Below are 20358 nucleotides of genomic sequence, written 5' to 3' on the forward strand. Positions count from 1 at the left end.
CCAGAAATTCTGCAGGTCTGCCCATTTTTTGCCATTCAAGTCAACTAAGTCGAAATAGGGGTTCAACTGGACCTGGAATTCTGTTGCGTATTTCTCAAAAACGGAATTATGCAAAATGCTCATATATTATATGTTCGTTTATAACGAGAGAAAAACTCAGTATTCCTCAATAACGTTACGGTTCAGTCCCTTGATTTCTGATGATGATTGGCCTTCATAATACTTTCACCCTCCACGTCAATGTTAGGCAGCAATTTATCCAGCCATTTTGGCAAATACCAGGCGGATTTTCCCATCAGCTTCATGACCGCCGGTACAATCGCCATTCGAACGACGAATGCATCGAACAATACGCCGAAGGTCAGCGCAAAGCCCATGGACTTAATCATAGGGTCCGGAGCAAGCATGAAGCCCGCAAATACCGCGATCATGATGAGTCCTGCCGCAGTGACCACCCCTCCGCTTTCCTTCACCCCTGCTAATATGGCCTTCTCCGCATTGCCTGTGTGTGTATACTCCTCACGCATTCTGCTGACAAGGAACACCTCATAGTCCATAGCTAGACCGAACAAGATGCCAATCGTGATCACCGGCAAGAAGTTCAGCACTGGCCCTTCTGCGGGAAAACCAAACAAATCCTTAAGATATCCATCCTGTATGACGAACACGACGAATCCCAGCGTCGCTCCTAATGAAAGAAGAAATCCTAATACGGCTTTGAGCGGAACAAGAATGGACCTGAAAACAAGGACAAGCAGTATAAAAGCAAAACCGACAATAAGCAGTGCAAATACAGGCAGAGCGCCGCTTAATTTTTGAGAGATGTCAATATTGACTGCCGTCGTGCCCGTAACCATGAATTCGATCCGGTTTTCGTTTTCTAGTGTTTCTGACTTCTCCCTAATGGCATTCACAAGATCCTTCGTTTCGGAATCATTCGGACCTGTGGTCGGCGTCAGTGTAAACATATACACGCTGCCTGAAGGACTCGGGATCGCCGGGCTGACAAACTGTACATTAGGAAGTTCGCTTAATTCAGCTGTTATTTCATTCAGTTGATTCGCAACGTCCGCCCCTGGCTCATGAACCTTTGCGGCGACAACCAAGTTCGCATGATATCCCGCCCCGTAAGCTTCTGAAAGCAAATCATAGGCTCTTCTTTCCGTTGTTTCCTCGGACTTTGTCCCATTATCCGGAAGCCCCAACTCCATATGGAAGAACGGGATGCAGATTATACCAAGCAGTAAAATCCCAAGCACAGCTACAAATAGTGGACGCTTAGTGACGAATTTGCCCCAACCGTTGGAACCTTCCGAACGAGTGCCTGACCTCGTTAATTTTTGAAGAAATCTATTCTTCCGTGCAGGACCGATTTTATGACCCATCATACCGAGCAGCGCAGGAACGACCGTCACCGCAAGGATCATCGCAGTGAATACGCAGACGGCTGCGGACACTCCCATCATGGTTAAAAACGGGATTCTAGCTACAGAGAAGCCCAGCAGCGCAACGACGACCGTCAAGCCTGCAAATACCACGGCGTTCCCAGCTGTCCCTGTCGCTATGGCTGCAGATTCCTGGACAGAATATCCTTTCGCCATTTGCTGCCTAAACCTCGACATAATAAACAGCGCATAATCAATGCCCACGGCCAGTCCCAGCATTGAAGCCAAGGATAGGGCGAATGAAGCAATATCCAAGTAGTTCGTGCCGATCATGATAAGCATGATTCCAATTCCTAATCCGATAACGGCCGTTAGGATCGGCATACCGGCGGCTAAAAAGGAAGTGAACGTCAGAGCTAAAATCATATAAGCAACGATAATTCCGATCGCTTCCGATGTGCCGCCAATTTCCAACTCAGAGAACGAAACATCTCCTGCTAATTCGGTCTGAATACCTTCATTACGGGTGATTTCGATACGATCCAGTATGTTGTCCTTTGAGTCCTCTGTTACTTCACTCGCCGGAACCTGATATGTTACAACCGCATACCCGATCGTCTTGTCCTCATTTAAGTTGCCCAGCTCCAGCGGCGAAGCCGTAGAAGCCACCAAAGGATCTTCCTTGATCTCAGCGAGCATATTCCGAATCACTTGATTCACAGATTCCATTTCCAATGTTTCATTTTCCGGAGCCTTAAACACAAGATGTACTTCACCACCAGGCTCCACAGGTGACGGAAACTCATCTTGTAATAGTTGACCTGCTTTCTCCGATGGAGTGCCCGGAATGGACATGTCGTCGCTGAAAGAAGGCTTCAAGCTTATTGCAATGATCGCAAGAATGATCAGTAAACATAGTGCGCCTCCAATCACCCTTTTTCCGCTTCTTGCAGACCAACTGCCTAATCGATACAATATTTTTGCCATTTCATGATTTACTCCTTCCACCCCTGCCTCATTTGCACAAGACTGATTGTACCGGATTCAGGAACAAAAAAAATCGTACATTAGGGCAAGTTCCCTATTGTACGATTGGGCACTGAGGATGAAGTATACTTGTTCTCATAAATTCAGTATGCCGCGCTCAATAGATACGGCGATCGCTTCCGAACGTGAATCGACACCCAGCTTATTATATATATTCGTCAGATGGGCTTTCACCGTTCTCTCTGAAATCCCCATATCGAAAGCAATCTCTTTATTTCGAGCCCCTCTGGCGATTGCCTGGAGGATTAGCAGTTCTTTCGCTGTCATCACACTTTCCTCCGTTCGTGAGGAAGGTGCGGATTCCTGTAGCATAACGTTGAAGACCCTAGCCGTAATTTCAGGCTGAAGCAGCGTCTCCCCTCGAAGAGCAGAATCAATCGTTCGAAATAAATGATCTCGACTCGTATCTTTTAGTAAATATCCTTTGGCTCCAAGACTTAATCCTTTCATCATCAGCTCGTCCTCATTGTACGTTGTCAGAATTATGACGGGAATATTCAGATTTCGCTCTTTCATCTTCTCCATCGTCTCCAGCCCGCCCATTCCACCCGGCATTTGAAGATCGAGCAGTACCACGTCCGGCTGCAATTGCTCCATCAAGGACAGCGCCTGCCCACCTTCCGCAGCCTCGCCTGCCACCTCATAGCGGTCGTCCGTCTCCAGGATCATTCGCATCCCTTCTCTTACAACCCAGTGATCATCGACAATCAAAATTTTATACGCCATCGCTTATTCCCCCTTCATGGAACTCATCAATCCGCAATTCAACCTGTGTCCCTTCTTTGGTGCTGGTCACATTCAAACGTCCGCCGATAATACGTGCTCGCTCACGCATCCCGGCAATACCGTAGTGACCTGTAGATTGACCGATGAAGTCGGTATTATAACCTTTTCCGTTATCCTGAATTTTCATGTAGAAGCGTTCATTGTTCCCCTCCAATGCAACCTTCACTTCAGTTGCTTGTGCATGTCTGGCTACATTGGACAAGGATTCACGCAAAATAAACAAAGTATGCTCCGTCGTTCTTCCGGATATGGATATGGTTCCATGCAGATCCAGATTTACAGAAATACCTGCCGCTGCAGTGAAGCGCTGTATTTCAGTCTGAATGGCGTAAGCAAAATCGGTTGCCCTATCCGAGCCTGAGCGCAAATCATCAATGGCATTGCGTGCTTCCGCTAACGTAGTTCTAGCCTGTGACATCGATTTTCTCACAATGGCTTTTGCCCTTTCGGTATTGCCGCTAGTTAAATAGGCGTCTATCGCTTCAAGCTGCATAATAATCCCCGCAAGCCCTTGCGCCAGTGTATCGTGCAAATCTCTTGCCATACGTTGTCTCTCATTCGCGATGGTAAGCTCCTCTACCTTCTCATGGGCAAGCTCCAAATCTCTCAAAAACTGCTGTGTGCGAATTCGCGCATTCACCTGCTTGTAAAACATGAGTGAATAGGCAATGACAACAATATTCATGAAAAAAAGCAGTGAAATCAGCAGGTAAATATCTTGTATGCCATGAATGACTAGCGTCACCACCGAAAAGAAATAAAACAAAATAAAAAACAAAACCACTACGCTAATCGTTCGAAAGTAGATGACGATACTATGTCCGATTAATGCTGGGATGAGGCCAATCAAAACAGCCGGCATCCCTATTGGCATCAGAAAAGCACTGCTAAAAATGATGCTTCCCTGCAAAATAAGATAAAGAAGCCGCGAATACGCAACCATCCTCTTTGCATTTCTGTAAAGCAAAACATGCAGCACCATCATACCCACAAAGGCAATGGCCTTCCATATATCCACATCTTCCATCATCTGCAGCAGAACCGTAACAAATGTGATGATGATCACATACAAAGTTAAGGGCGCTCTTGTCGCGGAAAGCGCATCCGTTTCATCGGATAAATTAGAATCAAAAGACATATTCTTCTTTGTATCTTCCATAGATGCTCACCTCTTCTCGTGTCATTATAATACATCTGCACCAGCCTGTGTGTCCTTTCGTACATGCCCTTTCGTACATAGAAATTCGTTTGCAAGACTTCCTTCGAACTCATTCAAACTCATTCGGGAGTATGTGTGAACAAAAAAAGCTCCAAACCCAACTGGGTTTAGAGCCATTTTTTTGAAGACTTATTCTATTTACTTACACCTTTTTTCCTTAAAGCGAACGCGATAGCAAATAATATCATCAGCAGTCCAGTTAGCTGCAACGGCAGGTAATTGCCCTCACCGGTTTTAGGAAGCATCTCTCCTCCTTGACCAGCGCTTTCTTTCTGTGCATCTACGACGTTCACATCAAAAGCATGCATAACCTGATTTCCCTTTGCATCTACTACCTGTATGCAAAAATGATCTGTACCCGTGTAGCCTTCTTCCGGTGTGTAAACCCAACGTCCATCGGAATGAACCGTCACAGAACCATGCTCAGGATTTTGGCAAATGCTCGGCGTACTTCCTTGAGGCACCTTCACTTGTCCTTCCAATGCAGTCTCCTTGGAAGTCGTGACAGGAGTCGTCTGAGTTTCAGCAGCATCATTCTCTGTGCCTTCATCCTCCACAGGCTCTGTCGGCGGGTTGATCGGCTCTTCAGGCTCAGTTGGATCTGCTGGATCCGTCGGTGGGTCTTCCGGTTCGGTCGGATCGACCGGTTCACTCGGTTGCTCCGGTTCGGTCGGATCTAAAGGATCGCTCGGATCCGCTGGGACTACCGGCGGCGGATATACCGGATATGTCGGTACTTCCGGAGCCGTTGGCGGATCTGCTGGATCCGTCGGTGGATCTGCTGGATCTGTCGGCGGATCTGCTGGATCTGTCGGTGGATCTGCTGGATCTGTCGGTGGATCCGCTGGATCTGTTGGATCTAGTGTTTTTACATTGGTGATTGTAACCTCTTTATTGCTATCCGTCGTTAATACGGTGATTGGGGTAGGAACCGTACTCAGTTCATAGCCATGAGGTGCTTGAACCTCCGTTAAGCGGTATTCACCCGAAATCAGCTTTTCAAACGTTATGACTCCGTATTCATCCGTAACTTTAGTCTCACGGTGCACCCAGTCCGAACCTTTCTTGCGTTCAAGCGTAAATTCGGCACCTTCCAGCACCTGACTTGGCTCATCCTGATCGACCTTCAGTACGGTCAATGTCCGATTAATACCACTGCCCGTACCGCCGCCTTGCGAAAATTCGACCGTCACTTCGGTTTCCGTTTCCTTCGTAACCGTATCGATATTTTCGCCTGCGAAGCTCACTTCATTCGTGACGGACTCCCCGTCCTCCGCATCGATTAATGAACGATACTCTAATATATACGGGGAATCGATCGGATTATTAAATTTAAGTTCAAAGGATTGCGTACCGTTCACCGAATCAGTTTGAATGGACAACCTATAGTCGCCATCTACACCTTCAACTAATTCCTCGCCTTTCGTGACGGTTCCATTCACTGCAACATCCGTATCATACAGCTTGAATGAATCTTGAATCAACAGCTGATTAGAACTCGGTGTATCCATGATGGTTGCATGGTTCACATACGACTGAGCGCGGTTAATATAGACCGTCCAATTGATGTGAGCTCCGTCTTGAGTTCCTTCCTTCAAGATATACTCCCCGCCATGCTTAATCGACACTGTTGCCAACAATGGTTTCGTTACTGGCGTATCGTTGTCTTTCAATACAGCGGAATTCGAAACCTGATTTTGATCGATGAGAGATCCATCATACGTAGTTTCGAAAGTCATAACATACGGTGAGTCGATCACTTGTTTAAAGGAAACGGTTAACGTATTCGTTTCTGGATCCAGATCAACATTATATAAATTGGCGTCGATTGGATGTTCTTCGTCGTAGCTGTAGCTTCCATCTTCAGCGATGTTCATCTCATAAACGCGAACCGATCCATCTTCATATTTCTGTCCAGCCTGAAGCGGATCGACTACAACAGGCGCCGTAATTTCTTGGCTGTTATAGTTTAATCCAAGCTCCCATTTGATGGTTTTCGAAGTAGCGTCATAGGCCCCTTTTTTGAACCCATTTCCCTTTGCTGCATCGTTTGGAGCAAAAGATCGAGTAACAGATTTATAATCTTCTTGGACGTTTACTCCGATCCAATCCAAACTTGCATCGTTGCGAAACTCTGCGATTCCGCTACCCAAATCCTTATACGAGGTTTTATATTTAATCGTAACTGTTTCATGAATCGATCCAGCGAAGTGTATCGAAAAATCAGAACCGTAATTAAGATCCGTATACACCACTTCATATACTGAAGGCGCGCCGCTCGCAGATTCTACGACCAACGTTTCCGGCAAAAACAGTAGATTATCACCCAAATAATCGTTCAGCACGACGCCGCTGTCAAATTTGTTGATGCCGCCGAACAATTTAATCGTCCATTCGATCTGGCGATTACTGTAATTAGTGGAATTGTTATCCCCTGTTTTCTCAAGGACATGCGGCCAAATATATCTGCCCGTACTCACACTTTTGCTGCCAGCAGTAACTTCGTTATAAATGGTTACAGGTGCGGTTACCACATCCGCCGCTCGAGTCTGATACTCAATTAAGAACGGCGAAGTAACCGTATTCGTGAAGTTAAACTTAAATCCGTTTTTAGCAATAGTTGGATCTGAGGTCAATTCTAATTCATATTCCGAAGAAGCAGACAATGGCGAACCTTTCGTTTCCCCACCGTTCGGGTCGATCGTCATCGGATATACTTTTACAGACCCTAATACAAGTTCTTGCGTATCGTCAAACCAATCCATCAGCACATCGCTCGGTGAGATCGTCTGTCCATTATAATTGTAGCGAATCTGCCACGTGATCGTTTGTGTACTAACATCATAAGCACTTGAAGTTTTATCCAGCCATTGCCCCTGCTTCACCGTCACGGTTGCTGTATCACTTACGCTCGGTTGGTTAGTACCGGAAAACACAGCTTCGTTCTCAAATGTCAATTCTGGATCTCCCGAATCATCCGTAATATCCGTTACATATTCAATGCGGTATGCGGAGGAAATATCCCCTAATTGAACGGTAAATTGGTTACCAGAGATATTCACGGCACTCGGAGCCAGCGATACCTCACTGCCCACTGTCGTACTTCCATTCAGCTTCACATCGAGATTGTATACCTTGACGGTATCCGCATCTAATTGCACTCCTGACGGCAGTGTATCTGTCACCTGCACACCATATACGGAATCGAGCACCGTATTGACATCGACGGTCCATGCAATTCTTTTGGCGTTAAAGGTTTGCGGATTACCCTCGTTGTCTATAGCCTGACCCTGCTTGTCAATCTGTGTACCGTTCTCCGGCTTAAAGTGCAGCGTCAGAGTCAAGTACTCTTGACCCTTCACATCAAACTTGATCGTTTGTGTCGTTTCATCGCTCAACTTCTGCTTATTGAATGTCGTCTCGAACCACAGGCTGCCTCTTACTTCATCATAGCTCTCAATGTTCGTAAATGTCATTACCGCTTGATTCGTCATTCGATCCGCGTAAAATCTCCCAATGATGTTTCCCTCATACTGCAAGTTAAACTTCTGATCTAACGCGAGGTAGAATGCTTCCGGTAATTGAAACGTGAAAGTAGAGCCGTTTCCATATTCTCGATCATTCGGCAGAGCCCAATCATACTCTAATTTGACCGTTGCCCCCTGTTCCCAACGAATGTCCAAATCGACATCGTTCGAATCCTCATAGACTGAGACAGATACCGAATTCTGACTATCCGTCATTGTGACTTTCAGATCCGTCAGGATATTCTCCGTTATTTCACTGCTGCCTTGATCCGCAGCGAATACGGCACCGCCCAATCCGAAGAAAGCATGGAACAGCAGCATCAATGTTAAAACCGTATTACTTGCCTTTTTCCACATGGTTCCTCTCGTCCTCCATCTCTATTGTCCCATTTACATTCAATCCTCCTTAAACTAGCGCATCGTCAATCACCTCTTTCCTTATAGAGGATCGAGTAATCAGTCGACTTTCCAGTCAATGCTGAGTATAATTTGTCGAACTATACAATTTCTGGACAAAAAAAAGCCCTCCTCAACAGGAAGACTGTTTCACTATGATTCCAAGTTGTCTGATTGCATAATCCCTTTAACGATGAGACGATGGGTTGCATTTTCGATCGGATCACAGGTGATCAGGGTTATTTCCTTATCCGTCCCGTTCGGCTCCAGTACCCATACTTCATCAGGCTCCACTAAAAACTTCTCCATTACGATATATTCGAACTGCTCCACGCCAGTATTGACTTGTATGGCATCTCCTATCTCCAGCTCATCCAATCGATTAAAATTTCGTCCATACGTACGATTTCGATGCCCAGCAACCGCATAATTACCTATTTCGCCAGGGATTCCGGTGGCTTCAATGCTGGCCAAAGACGTGTTCAGATTCTGTGCAGTCGCTCCTCGCAAAACCGGTAATTGCAGATCTATTTTATCGATTATCAGCATCGATTCTACTCCGTCTGGAAGCTGCACAGCAGTTGCTAATTCAGAACCGTTATGCTCCTTCATTGCGATAGAAAGCGGAGTAGGAAGAATATGTTCAACATCTGCATCCCTTACATCGTCTTGTGCCGCCGCAATATTAGCAAAGCTTTTCTGCCACTCTTCGATTAAGTCCTGCTGTTTGTCCGTATAATACATTTCCGACAATTTGGGATAACACAAGAGTCCTAGGCCAAGACAAAAAAGTAAGATGGGTATCCCATACCTGCGAATGGTTCTCATGATTCACTTCACCTCTATTCCTATAGTAAAGGGGCCGACTGAACAATTTCTATACATATCCTGTATAACAGCATCGCCTGAGTTGACACAATTTGCATTGAAACATTGTTCTTTAGAATTCCGTCTAAAGGAAAAAGCAAATACAAGCAAAGGAGCCTTTCTATGAATTCGAAATCAAGCCTCTCACAAATCACAATCAGCCTATCCTTGATCGTCATATTCATGACCGGATGCGGAAGCAATAATGAAGCAAGCCTCTCTGGAATTAAACAAGTCAATGAGCTGCCAGTTGGGAACAACATATCACCGTTGAATGAAGATACTATGATCGGCTCTTTGCTCCATATCGATAAGGAGCAGCGCAATTTAGTACTTGACATTTCGGAATGGGTTAATCGTGGAAAGTCGGAAGCAGTAGATATCATGCATTCACAGACGATTCATTACGACGATCTGACCATCTTCCAGAGTGAAGAGGGAATCATGAAGCCTGATGAACTGAAAAAGGGTCAGTCATTAGCAGTCTTTCCCGCATCAGATGCATCCGTTGAAATTCATGAGGGAGCAATCACTGCTGATCGAATCTTACAGCTCACCATGACTAGAGAAGAGAAGTTGGAACGCATCTTAGCCAGCGGAGATGATCTTCATACCGTTGTTTTGTATGAGGAGGGCAAGCTGCCGCCCTATGATGAGATAGATTTTGATAAACATGTGCCTGAAGCCTTTGCAGGGGGCATAGCCTGGATTCCATATACTGAAGGATTAGCCGTCGATTATAAGGAAGAGCTCAATATCGATAAGCTTCCCGTCATTCTTGTCTCAGACTGCAGTGATCCGGTATTCCGCACCCATTCTATAGAGGAATTGAAACAATGGTTTCAATCTCATCACCCACCCGAAACTAATTGTTAACTAAATCAAAGAGCTTTCTGAAGGAAAATCTTCAGGAAGCTCTTCTCCATGTGTGAACTGGTTATGAACGCTTGAAAAAGAACGGGACGTTTTCAACACCTGCGGTACGAGCGTAGGTAAACAGCTGGCCTTTATGATGAACCTCATGATCTTTGGCTAACTGCAGAAGGGCGCTGCCCGGCAATTTCATCCCAGCAAACTCTACGATTTGATCGAGCTGCTCAGCCGTAATCGACTCTAGCTGAGACTTCGTCAGCTCCGTCTGCTCCTGGGCGAGCTGCTTTAGTTCTGCCAAACTCCGAGCCTTTGGCGCTTCCACATTCGGATCTCTTTCTTCCCCTTTGACGATCCCAATGAAGAATAGGGTCGATCCTGTAATATGAAGAGCAAGCTCCGAGAAAGTCATGGCTTTTTCCCAAGGTTTATAATTCAGTTGATCCTCTCCGATACAATCCAGCAGTTCGAGCAAAGCTTTGCGATGGGGCATCCATCCAGCCACAAAAGTGTCTAATACGGTCATGATATAATACCTCGCCTTCTTCATGAAAAAGTAACGGCGACGATAGCCGCTCCCCTCCAATTATACCCATTTCGAATAATGCTGGGCAATACTACATACGTTCCGGAGCGGGAAGTCCTAGAACGTGCAGTGCATCACCTAAGATAGCTTGGAATTTAGAGGTCAGCCATACTCGAAAAGTTCTATGTTGATCATCTGCCTTCAGTATCGGACAGTTCGCGTAAAAGTTGTTAAACAGTCCTGCCAATTCATATGCATAACCGCATAGGATGTGCGGCGCCAGCTGCCTGCTCGCGCTGTACAGCGTTTCCTGCCATGCGCTGAGATGTCTAAGCAATGCAACTTCCTCCATTTTCAGCTCCGGCATATTGGGAATCGTGGAAGGCTGTATGCCTAACTCCCTAGCCTTATTCAGTATACTGACCGCGCGGGCATGTGCATACATCACATACACGCCGGTATTACCCGTAATTTCGGTAGCCTGCTGCAAATCGAAAACAACTTCCGTATGCAGATGAAACCGCAGCAAGTAATAGCGGATTGCTGCGGTTGCTAACTCCTTGCTGGACATGCCAGCATGCTCGGATCGTGCCTGCTCGATGACGCTCTCCATTCGTTCGATCAAATCATGAATCTTTATACCAATCCCCTGTCTTCCAGACATGGCATAAGATGATTTGCCTTCGGAAATATCGATTCCCAGCTGTTCCGCGGAGGCCGGACTTAACGAAACGACCCCGTAGCTGGCATGCTTCAGCTGCTCCGCTTGCTTCGCGTACCCCAGCGTCTGAAGCGCAAGCTTGACCATCGCCTGAGGATACTCCTGGCGAATATCGATGACGTTGACCACCATATCCGCCTCGCCGAAATTCTTCTCCCCCCCCTGCTGGCGCGGTCGTCCATAAACCGCCATCGACTGCCTTATATTTAAAATCACGTCCTAGTAATCCAAATTTCCATAGATGATATGCGATATCTTTAGCTGTATAGGTTAATATGCCATTCGAACGAACGAGCACCTTGTCGTAGCGATGATCCGATTCGGCTGTCTTCATTTTGCTGTCATCCACTTGTTTCAACACCCAGCAGCCTGCAAGCGGACCCGCTTCCTCTTTATGAAAAAGTGGCGTCTGCATCAACCGTTGAAAAGCCGCCTCCCAAATACCTTCTCTCACGATATCGCTTTCCCAAACCAACAGGTCGTGTTCAATACCAAATTGCTTTAGTTCGTCTATATGTTCCCGTACAATCCGTTCCGCTGTAAGCATCCCAAGCCAGGCCGTATTGTTATCACCTTCCTCCAAGGCATGCAAAACCTCTATCCGCTTTTCACTCAGCTCTGGGTTCTCCGCGTACATCTTATTTATTTTGGCATAGAGCTCCCAGCAGTAGTCCCCAAAACGATGATGCTTGGCGGTTTGTGGAACATGCAGCAAACCTACAAGCGTGTCCGCCAATTGGTTTCCTAAATCATCGATGTAATTATGGACCTCCACCTGACAACCGATTCTTCGCAGCATTCGAACCAATGTGTCACCAATACAAGCGTTTCTTAAATGTCCGATATGCGCCGATTTATTAGGGTTGATCGATGTATGCTCGATGATCACCTTTTGAGCGGGAGCTGCCGGCAGTTCGAACTGAATCTGTGACCAGCGTCCCCAGTCGACAAACATATTGATAAAACCTGGCGCTGCCACCTCGGAGCGCTGGATCAACCGCATCAAATCAGCTTGATGGTCAAGCGCTGTTTTGATTCGCTCTGCAATATACATCGGCGGCTTTTTGAACACCTTAGCCAGCTGCATCGCGATATTGCTGGAATAGTCACCTTGCTCGAGACGGACAGGCTGTTCAATCTGAACTTGAACCAAGGAAGGCTCGGAAGGCTCCTGCCCCATTTCACCGTAAATATGCTGCACTGCATCTTCCATTTTCGAAGCGATCCAATCTTTGATCATTACTCAACCTCCTTAATATAAAAAAAGCAGCCCCCGTCTCTATATAGAGACGAGAGCTGCTGTGCCCCGTGGTACCACTCTTGTTGCTAAACCTATGTCTAGCCACTCCGATGGGATAACGGTTTTCGCCGGGACCTATTCCTTCCTCTTTCAGCAGTCCATCTCCTGGGTCCGCTTCATCATTGGCTCTGTACCGGTTCGCACCACCTCCGGCTCGCTGTAACTAGACGCCAATTATTACTCTCCCAATCATAGAGTTCTTGTTAAATTTTGTACTATTATATCCTTTTCCTTAAAAAAAGCAACCACCTAGAAATATTTGTTTTTTATTTGTAAATTGTACCAATTATTTGGGTAGGAAGCTGACATCCGTTGCTATATATTAGTATGAAATTGAATAAGACAAGGAGTTGGGGGCATTTGAGCTTAATTGAAACGAAAGGATTGCAAAAAGTGTTCCGTCAAGCGGTGAAAGACCCTGGATTGGCTGGAGCGATCAAGCACTTGTTCGTGCAGAAATACAGAGACAAGCACGCAGTGGAAGGCATCGATTTAACGATTGAGGAGGGTGAGACGGTAGCCTATGTCGGTCCGAACGGAGCAGGAAAGTCCACAACCATTAAAATGCTCAGCGGAGTTCTTGTTCCTTCCGGCGGTGAAATTCGAGTTGACGGACTGGTGCCATACAAACAGCGGATGGAGAACGCGCAGCGAATCGGTGCAGTGTTCGGTCAGCGTACCCAGCTGTGGTGGGATATTCCCGTTAGAGAATCTCTCAATTTGCTGAAGGATATTTATCAGGTGCCTGATTACACCTTCAAACAGAATCTCGATATGTTTACCGAGCTGCTCGGCATGGATCAATTCCTTCATTTATCCGCACGTAAGCTGTCTTTAGGACAGCGTATGCAGGCCGATTTAGCGGCAGCGCTGCTGCATAATCCGAAAATCGTATACCTCGATGAGCCTACGATCGGCCTCGATGTAGCGGTAAAGCATAGAATTCGCGATTTTATAAAAGAAATGAACCGGACGAAAGGAACCACGATGCTGCTGACTACGCATGATCTCGGGGACATTGAGGATCTGTGCGAACGCCTCATTATCATTGACCATGGACGAATCATTTACGACGGCAAGCTGCAAGAGGTGAAGGATGCCTTCGCCCGTGAGCGTACCATCCATACGCAGCTGAGCTCACCGATTCCCGACGCGGAGGAACTGTTTCGAGATTTACCAGACATCTATGTCAGCCGTCCGGATGAAAGCGCGGCAGATGCGAATGTGATGCTGTCCATCCGCTTTGATCGGTTTCACTGCACGGCCAGCGACATCGTCAAACGGCTGATGAATCGTGCCGAGGTTGTTGATTTTCGCATCGATGAACCGAGTATCGAGGAAATCATCCGCCGCGTTTATGAAGGACAGCTCGATTCCGCTGCACTATCGGAATCAGGAAAGGGGATTGCCTGATTGATCACACCGGCCTTCAAAAAATATATCACGCTAGCGCTTTGCGCCATGCAAAATACACTCGCCTACCGTCTCTCCTTTATACTCAATTTCGTCGCTAATTTCATCAGTTTAATCGCGATGTATTGTTTGTGGCAGGCCATTTATACCGAGCAAGACCAGCTTGCCGGGTTTACTTGGGAGCAAATGCAGGCGTATCTGATCATCACTTTCTTTGTCAATTCCATGCTATCGTATTACTCGGAATCCAATATCACCAGCAAAATCATCGACGGCAGCGTGATGATGGACCTGCTGCGGCCGATTCAGTTTCAAAAAGCTCGCCTCGCTGAAACATTAGGTGCCTGCGTGCTGGAAGGATTGCTCAGCAGCATACTGATCGGTCTAGGGGCTATATTCGCCTTTGGCATATCTCTACCGCATGACGCCTTGACTCTGCTGTTGTTCGCGCTCAGTATGCTCTCATCGATCTTAGTAAAGTATGGGATCGTCTATTTATCGGCTCTGCTCTGCTTCTGGACGACGAGCGGATTCGGCATTCATTGGGCACGGACAGCCATCACGAATCTCCTTTCAGGCGCTCTCGTGCCTCTGGCGTTCTTCCCTGCCTGGCTGCAGCATACGGCGATGGCTTTGCCGTTTCAAGGTATTGTCAATACGCCTGTGACCATCGGCCTTGGCATGAGAGGGACAGCTGAAGCGATAGGACTTATCGCAATTCAATGGGTTTGGATCGTCCTGCTGTGGCTGCTAGGACACTGGATGTGGAGTCGCGCCGTTCGTCAAATCACGATTCATGGAGGGTAGCATGCGGATTAAAAACACACCTCGTCGGCTGTTTTATTTATACTGCCGCTTATACAGCCAGCAGCTGAAAGCGATGATGGAATATTCCGCCGATTTTTATATTATGGTCGGTGCTGCTGCGCTGACGCAAATTACCGGTTTTCTGTTTCTTTGGGTGGTTTTTTCACGAATTCCAGACATTCAAGGCTGGGGTCTGTGGGAGGTCGCCTTTATGTACGCGATGATTTATGTCTCGGAGGGTGTCGGATCCTTATTCTTTGAAGGAACCTGGCGGATGCTGCGGCTGGTGAATATGGGGGAATTGGATCGATATCTCGTACGGCCGGTACCGCTCGTGCTGCAAATCTTCTGCAACGGAATCGGCATGAACGGTCTAGGGAACATCGTCATTGGTGGAACCATTATCGGCATATCGCTGGCGCACATCGACATCTCATGGAGCTTGCAGACGATCTTGATGGCCATTGCCTTATTCATCTCTGCTATGGTTATTCGAATAGCGATCAATTTAGCGGCCAACTGCTCGGCATTCTGGATTCGCAGCAGTGGGAACGCCTTTCCGATCATGATTCATAATTTAGGAGAATTCGCGAAATATCCGATCACCATTTTTTCTATGGGCTTGCAGTTATTCGTCTCGATGGCCGTTCCTTTTGCTTTCGTCAGCTTTTTCCCGGCAGCTGCCATCTTTGGCAAGGAACCTTGGAGCTGGTGGGGAATGCTCGGTCCGATGGTTGCGGTGATCTTCGTTCTGCTCTCGCTGCTCATTCTGCGCATCGGTCTGAGGCGTTATGAAAGTGCGGGAAACTAGGGAATTTATAAAAAATTGCGGCTGTCGTCCCTTCAAGGGAGCGACAGCCGCTTTAATTTTACAAGCTCTCTTTCGGATTCCATCCCTTCAGCACGTTCTCAACCGTCCACTTCGCTGCTTCTTCATCCGTCAGCTGTCTTCTGTCTTCGTTTACAGCGACTCCGGGGCCGGTATTGTTATATTCAAAGAAACGCGCATCTTTGTAAGAGAATCCAGACATATCTGTCCAGCCTTGCGGATGAATATGGTCGCCCATGTACGTATTCATGAACACGACACTGCCGATCGCATCCGGATTGCCGCTTGGGTGCCAAGGTCTGCCTAGGTACACCGTTCCAGGCGCAGCATCACTCGTCAACCTGCTGTTCAAGAATAGGTAGCCATATGGCTCGGTAATCATCGTGCTGGCTGCAGTGATGTAACCGTTATTCGTTTCGGAACCGCGGTCATAGGAGTGAATTTGCGTTTCCTCGAATACCGCACTGGCTCCGCCGAAAATAAAGTCGACATCCCCTTCAATATAGCACTGGTAGAAATACTGTGTACCTGAATTTGTGTACAACGTATCTTGATTGCCAATGAATCTTACATTTTTATAAAGCTGTCTTTCGCCTTTCGTGTAGGCTGCAACGGCCTGCTTGCCTTCTACTTCCAGCGACTCGTCAAATGAGTTTTCAATCGTCAGCTGCTCAACGCTAATATCATTCGCATAGATGAACACCGTCGCGCTTCCGCTCGTACCGTACGTCCCGCCTTCCGGCCGTTCTCTTCCTGCGTAATTGTCATAGGTAATCACGGTATCTGTGCTGCTCTCGCCAATCAAATGAATGAAAGGCTTATCGGCAGGAATCGTAACAACTTCCTTATACGTTCCGTTCTGGACAAAGATCTCTACCATTTCCTGATTATTCGCAGGAACCGCGTCGACTGCCGCTTGTACCGATGTATAATCACCGGAGCCGTCCTGTGCTACAACGATCCTGCTAGAGACCTCGCTTAACCGCTTTGAATAGTCTTGGATGACCGTCACTTCTCCTTCCGCAAGCGTTCTGCCATACATGTCCATGGAAGCTGTGCCTGCCACTTCAACATATACTTTTCCCGGGTAATAACCGGTTGATTTTGCCACCTTCAAAAGCTGCTCGGCATAATTGCCTCCCCAGGAATAGCCGTCTCTTCTTTCCTGCTCAATCTCTTGGATCGTATGCTTAATGACACCGTCCCGACCGGAGAAGATCGGCTTATTCGTACCGATTTCGTAAAATCTGTACCACGTTACCGCATTCGGATCTTCAACGAAATACACACCGTCCGGGTCTCCGCTTACATACCGGATGCCTTCCAGCTTGCTTTCATCAAACCACTTCAGTGCGCCCAATATCGCACGCTGAATTTCCGGCGTCTGCTCGCGTGTCATCAGGAACTTCACAATGCCGACAGATTCAGAACCGGAAATCGAAGGATGCTCATAGATCCGTGCATGCTGCGGCTCATAAGTGTACGGATCGTGCTGCGCGCACCATGCCGTCAGCTGTCCATCCACCTCGATCTGCGCTTTCAAAATATAATCAATCCCCAGCTCGATGGACTGCTCCAGCTTCTGCTTATACGCATCATCCACAAGCCCTTTATCGAAAGGATACCTCTCATGAATGATATCATCGAACAGCTCCAATACGTTGATCATCGCGTTGTCGTTAAACGTGACGTAGTTGGAATAACGCTCCAGCGCGCCTTCTTTCCCTCTCTCCGGATACACTTGAGGGAAGCCTCCGGTTGGATACTGCATCGTTAGTAAGAAATCGAGACCTTTTTGCACGCTTTCCTTGTATTTCTCATCTTCTGTTTCCCTGTACACTTCGGAGATAAAACGAATTTCATTGATCGTTGCGTTGTTGTCAATCGTGCCCAGCTCGGTCTCACCGTCCGGTCCGAACTGCTTCGACCTCTTCTCCGTACCGTCCCATGGACGCTTGTATTCTTCTTCCATGCTCTTCGTCCAGCCGCCATGATCCATCTGCCAGCTGACGAGGTTATTCGCTTGCTCTACCGCAGCTGTCAAATCTCCATTGAAGCTCACTGGAGCTTCCTCAGCAACATACGACGCATTCTCTCCTAGCGGATCCAACGTATGAAGGAACAGAAGTGTATTGCCGAAACGATCCTCCGCAGCAGCCGCCTTATCGACACGCAGGTACTCACTGAGTCCCGTTGCCATGCCTTTCCACCCTGCCGTCTGCGCACCCAGCTTGATATCCTTTACATCGAAATTTTCGAATTTGCTGTTCAGCGTCACCATGATCAGCTCGCTCGACAGTGCATCTACGCGCACCACAGATACATGTTCGATGCTTGGCTCACGCATGGCGATAATCTTAGCGAGCACTTGCTCTGCTGCTTCATAGGTCACCGCCTGATTCGCTCCCGCGCCTTCTCCCGATCCGAGCTCAATAATCCCTTCGGATACGAGCGCCCCGATCGCTCCCCGGCTCCATGCCGGCACATGAGAATTTCCATTTGCCGCTTCCGGCTTAAGCTCCATTTCAAGCAGCGCGACAATCATGGACGCCATTTCCGCTTTCGTCAACGGCTGATCCGGCTTGATGGTGCCGTCAGGATAACCGCTGACATAACCCGCTTCCTGCGCACCAGCCAGCACATAAGCATGCCATTCGGAAGCTGGGACTTCCCATACGCTGCTATTGCTCTCTAAGCCTTTATACGTCTCTTCGTCGGCGATGGCATAGATCTGATTCAGCTTCGCCATAAATTCAATTCGGCTAATTACAGCGGATGGATCTTGCGCCTCTGGGGCCATGATTTGCAGCTGCTGAAGCTTTTTGAGCGTTAATCCGCTGACAAGCTCCTCCAGCTCCACGACTTCCGTTTCTACATAAACATCGCCGCCAGTCTCGGATTGAAGCGAATTATGAACCCGTAGATGATCGATGTTCGGTCCGCCGTTCGTGCCAACTCCTGTGGCACGAATAACATTGTCGCCCTCATTCAACGTCACTTTGGCAGACGAATGCAGCCAAGTCGTCCACTCTCCGGTAGGGCCGAAATCAAGCGATTCAACAGCGACGCTTCCATTCACTTGAATTTCTGCAGGACGGTTATCATCCCCGCCGTGGGCATAAGTAAATTGTAATGTATACTCTCCATCATACGGGACGTTAACTGTCCATTCAATGTAGCCGCCCGGCGCATTTGGGCTGTAATCTACGAAGCCTGTGCCCGTGTACCCCGGATGCTTGTTATCGACGATGGCTCCGGAAATGACCGCGTCCTCCGCTTCACTGACGATATCGACGGCTGGATACACAATCAGGTGATCTATATTCGCTCCGCCTTCAGGCCCTACCGCGGTTAACCGCACCGTATTTTCCCCTTCACTTAGTACGGCTTGCGTCACGGAATATTCGTAATTAAGGAAATCTCCCGTCGACCCGAAAGCCAGTTCTTCTTCAATGACTTCCCCGTTCACCTTCACTTCGCCGGGACGATTGTCATCTTTGCCATGGGAATAACGGAATCCAAGCACGTACTGTCCTTCCGCAGGCACATTCACTTTCCATTCAACGTACCCGCCTGGCGCATTTGGATTGTAATCGATAAAGCCTCCTCCGGTGTACCCGGGATGCTTGTTATCGATAATGAAGCCTTCTCCGCCGGCTTCTTCGGCCTCATAAATAACGGCTGCGCCAGATCCGCTCCCTGAACTTGATGGCTCCTTCTGCTCTTCTTCAGACTTCTGCGGTTCTTCCTCTTTTACTGGTTCGGAAGCTGCTACAGTTCCAGTAATCTCCAAATCATCGATGTAATGGCCTTTCGTCCCGCCGTTCGCGGTAAAGGATTCGAAGAAATCAATTTGATCTGCCTTTTCATAAAAGGGAGCGCTTTCAATTTTCAAGTCACCATCCACATATACATCCGCGCTATGCGAGCTCAAATCGGCGATCAATTCAATGCCGTACCACGTGTTTTCATTGACTTCTGCAAGAGGCTCATATGTATCATCAGCATGACGGTACGTAATATGGCCGTCTTTCGTTTCCAAAATGACAGCTGCATCCCCGCCGCCTTTGATTCTCATTACTTTAGCGGAGCTTGCGTATTCCGGCTGCATGAACTTCATACGGACGGAAACTTCTCCACTAAGCGGTTCAAAGGATGAGCTTACGATCACGTTCGTCTCATCACTGGTGTCATTTAAATAAACGCTTTTGTTCGAGGCATCCGGCATATTCTCTACCGTCACCGTTCCCCCTGCTTCGGAAACGATCAAACTAGACGGAGACTTCCCTGTTTCCAAAGCATTAAAGTCTTCGTCTACCACAATCATCTCTGCAGCCGACTCTGCAGCCGCACCTGTCTGTGGAACGATAAATCCTGCAGCAAAGCTAAATACCGTAAACCATCCGACGACAACCATCTTGCTCCATTTCTTCATGCGGATACTCCTCATCCTCCTTGGAAAGTTGGTTTGGAATTCAGCCACTATTGTATGCCTCGCCGGATGATTACGTATACAATCATTTTCTTTGATATTTCGTAAAAGCTTGCCGTAAAAGGGCTTCCCGGCACCATAAATCTATAATCCATAGAGCGGACAAGCGAAAGGTCGAGTTGCTGCAGAAGAGTTTATTGTATTTTTTTGCAGACTGTATGAATCGATGCATT

13 protein-coding genes and 1 other annotated feature are annotated in these 20358 nt (G+C 47.5%); of the genes, 4 read left to right on the forward strand and 9 right to left on the reverse strand.

All coding sequences use genetic code 11. The features are described from left to right. Positions 1-182 precede the first annotated feature (182 nt). The 5 genes from ACFPXP_RS19975 to ACFPXP_RS19995 form a co-directional block, all read right to left on the reverse strand. Positions 183-2372, reverse strand: coding sequence for an MMPL family transporter (locus ACFPXP_RS19975; RefSeq protein ID WP_379896167.1), 2190 nt, complete (start codon positions 2370-2372; stop codon positions 183-185). A gap of 135 nt (positions 2373-2507) precedes the next feature. Then, complete coding sequence (locus ACFPXP_RS19980) at positions 2508-3158, reverse strand: response regulator (RefSeq protein WP_379896169.1); 651 nt, start codon at positions 3156-3158, stop codon at positions 2508-2510. Then, complete coding sequence (locus tag ACFPXP_RS19985; protein WP_379896170.1) at positions 3148-4377, reverse strand: sensor histidine kinase; 1230 nt, start codon at positions 4375-4377, stop codon at positions 3148-3150. Before ACFPXP_RS19985 ends, ACFPXP_RS19980 begins: the two co-directional genes overlap by 11 nt. Positions 4378-4571: 194 nt before the next feature. Further along, entirely contained in the window at positions 4572-8321 is a 3750-nt protein-coding gene (locus tag ACFPXP_RS19990; protein WP_379896172.1) for a collagen binding domain-containing protein, read from the reverse strand. 192 nt (positions 8322-8513) lie between these two features. Then, positions 8514-9188 carry a class D sortase gene (locus tag ACFPXP_RS19995; RefSeq protein WP_379896173.1) on the reverse strand — a complete coding sequence of 225 codons (675 nt, stop codon included), beginning with the start codon at positions 9186-9188 and terminating at the stop codon, positions 8514-8516. 162 nt (positions 9189-9350) lie between these two features. Between ACFPXP_RS19995 and ACFPXP_RS20000 the strand changes: the two genes are divergently transcribed. Further along, positions 9351-10103, forward strand: a complete 753-nt coding sequence (locus ACFPXP_RS20000) for a hypothetical protein (protein ID WP_379896174.1) — start codon at positions 9351-9353, stop codon at positions 10101-10103. A 61-nt stretch (positions 10104-10164) separates the two neighbouring features. Here ACFPXP_RS20000 and ACFPXP_RS20005 read toward each other — a convergent pair whose 3' ends face one another. The 3 genes from ACFPXP_RS20005 to argS all read right to left on the reverse strand — a co-directional run bounded on the left by ACFPXP_RS20005 (position 10165) and on the right by argS (position 12584). Continuing rightward, complete coding sequence (locus ACFPXP_RS20005; protein ID WP_379896175.1) at positions 10165-10623, reverse strand: DinB family protein; 459 nt, start codon at positions 10621-10623, stop codon at positions 10165-10167. 91 nt (positions 10624-10714) lie between these two features. Continuing rightward, positions 10715-11287 carry a DALR anticodon-binding domain-containing protein gene (locus ACFPXP_RS20010; RefSeq protein WP_379896176.1) on the reverse strand — a complete coding sequence of 191 codons (573 nt, stop codon included), beginning with the start codon at positions 11285-11287 and terminating at the stop codon, positions 10715-10717. Next, a complete protein-coding gene (gene argS, locus ACFPXP_RS20015; protein WP_379896177.1) occupies positions 11250-12584 on the reverse strand; it encodes an arginine--tRNA ligase domain-containing protein in 1335 nt (444 codons plus the stop codon). The genes ACFPXP_RS20010 and argS overlap by 38 nt, the downstream gene beginning before the upstream one ends. Before the next feature lie 42 nt (positions 12585-12626). Continuing rightward, positions 12627-12846: a binding site (T-box leader), on the reverse strand. A 158-nt stretch (positions 12847-13004) separates the two neighbouring features. Between argS and ACFPXP_RS20020 the strand changes: the two genes are divergently transcribed. Genes ACFPXP_RS20020 through ACFPXP_RS20030 form a run of 3 tightly spaced genes read left to right on the forward strand, consistent with a single transcriptional unit; the run spans position 13005 to position 15675 of the window. Next, positions 13005-14057 carry an ABC transporter ATP-binding protein gene (locus tag ACFPXP_RS20020; protein WP_379896178.1) on the forward strand — a complete coding sequence of 351 codons (1053 nt, stop codon included), beginning with the start codon at positions 13005-13007 and terminating at the stop codon, positions 14055-14057. Further along, positions 14058-14864 carry an ABC transporter permease gene (locus ACFPXP_RS20025; protein ID WP_379896179.1) on the forward strand — a complete coding sequence of 269 codons (807 nt, stop codon included), beginning with the start codon at positions 14058-14060 and terminating at the stop codon, positions 14862-14864. It abuts the gene before it with no gap. A gap of 1 nt (position 14865) precedes the next feature. Further along, positions 14866-15675 carry an ABC transporter permease gene (locus tag ACFPXP_RS20030; protein WP_379896180.1) on the forward strand — a complete coding sequence of 270 codons (810 nt, stop codon included), beginning with the start codon at positions 14866-14868 and terminating at the stop codon, positions 15673-15675. A 58-nt stretch (positions 15676-15733) separates the two neighbouring features. Here ACFPXP_RS20030 and pelA read toward each other — a convergent pair whose 3' ends face one another. Beyond that, positions 15734-20128, reverse strand: coding sequence for a pectate lyase (gene pelA / locus ACFPXP_RS20035; RefSeq protein WP_379896181.1), 4395 nt, complete (start codon positions 20126-20128; stop codon positions 15734-15736). Positions 20129-20358: the final 230 nt, after the last annotated feature.

This window comes from Marinicrinis lubricantis (assembly GCF_042658665.1).
In the GTDB taxonomy this organism is placed as follows: Bacteria; Bacillota; Bacilli; order Paenibacillales; family KCTC-33676; genus Marinicrinis; species Marinicrinis lubricantis.

Coding starts and splice junctions, on each gene's coding strand:
- ACFPXP_RS19975 (WP_379896167.1), bottom strand. CDS start 2,372: ATGGCAAAAATATTGTATCGATTAGGCAGTTGGTCTGCAAGAAGCGGA.
- ACFPXP_RS19980 (WP_379896169.1), bottom strand. CDS start 3,158: ATGGCGTATAAAATTTTGATTGTCGATGATCACTGGGTTGTAAGAGAA.
- ACFPXP_RS19985 (WP_379896170.1), bottom strand. CDS start 4,377: ATGGAAGATACAAAGAAGAATATGTCTTTTGATTCTAATTTATCCGAT.
- ACFPXP_RS19990 (WP_379896172.1), bottom strand. CDS start 8,321: ATGTGGAAAAAGGCAAGTAATACGGTTTTAACATTGATGCTGCTGTTC.
- ACFPXP_RS19995 (WP_379896173.1), bottom strand. CDS start 9,188: ATGAGAACCATTCGCAGGTATGGGATACCCATCTTACTTTTTTGTCTT.
- ACFPXP_RS20000 (WP_379896174.1), top strand. CDS start 9,351: ATGAATTCGAAATCAAGCCTCTCACAAATCACAATCAGCCTATCCTTG.
- ACFPXP_RS20005 (WP_379896175.1), bottom strand. CDS start 10,623: ATGACCGTATTAGACACTTTTGTGGCTGGATGGATGCCCCATCGCAAA.
- ACFPXP_RS20010 (WP_379896176.1), bottom strand. CDS start 11,287: ATGTCTGGAAGACAGGGGATTGGTATAAAGATTCATGATTTGATCGAA.
- argS (WP_379896177.1), bottom strand. CDS start 12,584: ATGATCAAAGATTGGATCGCTTCGAAAATGGAAGATGCAGTGCAGCAT.
- ACFPXP_RS20030 (WP_379896180.1), top strand. CDS start 14,866: ATGCGGATTAAAAACACACCTCGTCGGCTGTTTTATTTATACTGCCGC.
- pelA (WP_379896181.1), bottom strand. CDS start 20,128: ATGAAGAAATGGAGCAAGATGGTTGTCGTCGGATGGTTTACGGTATTT.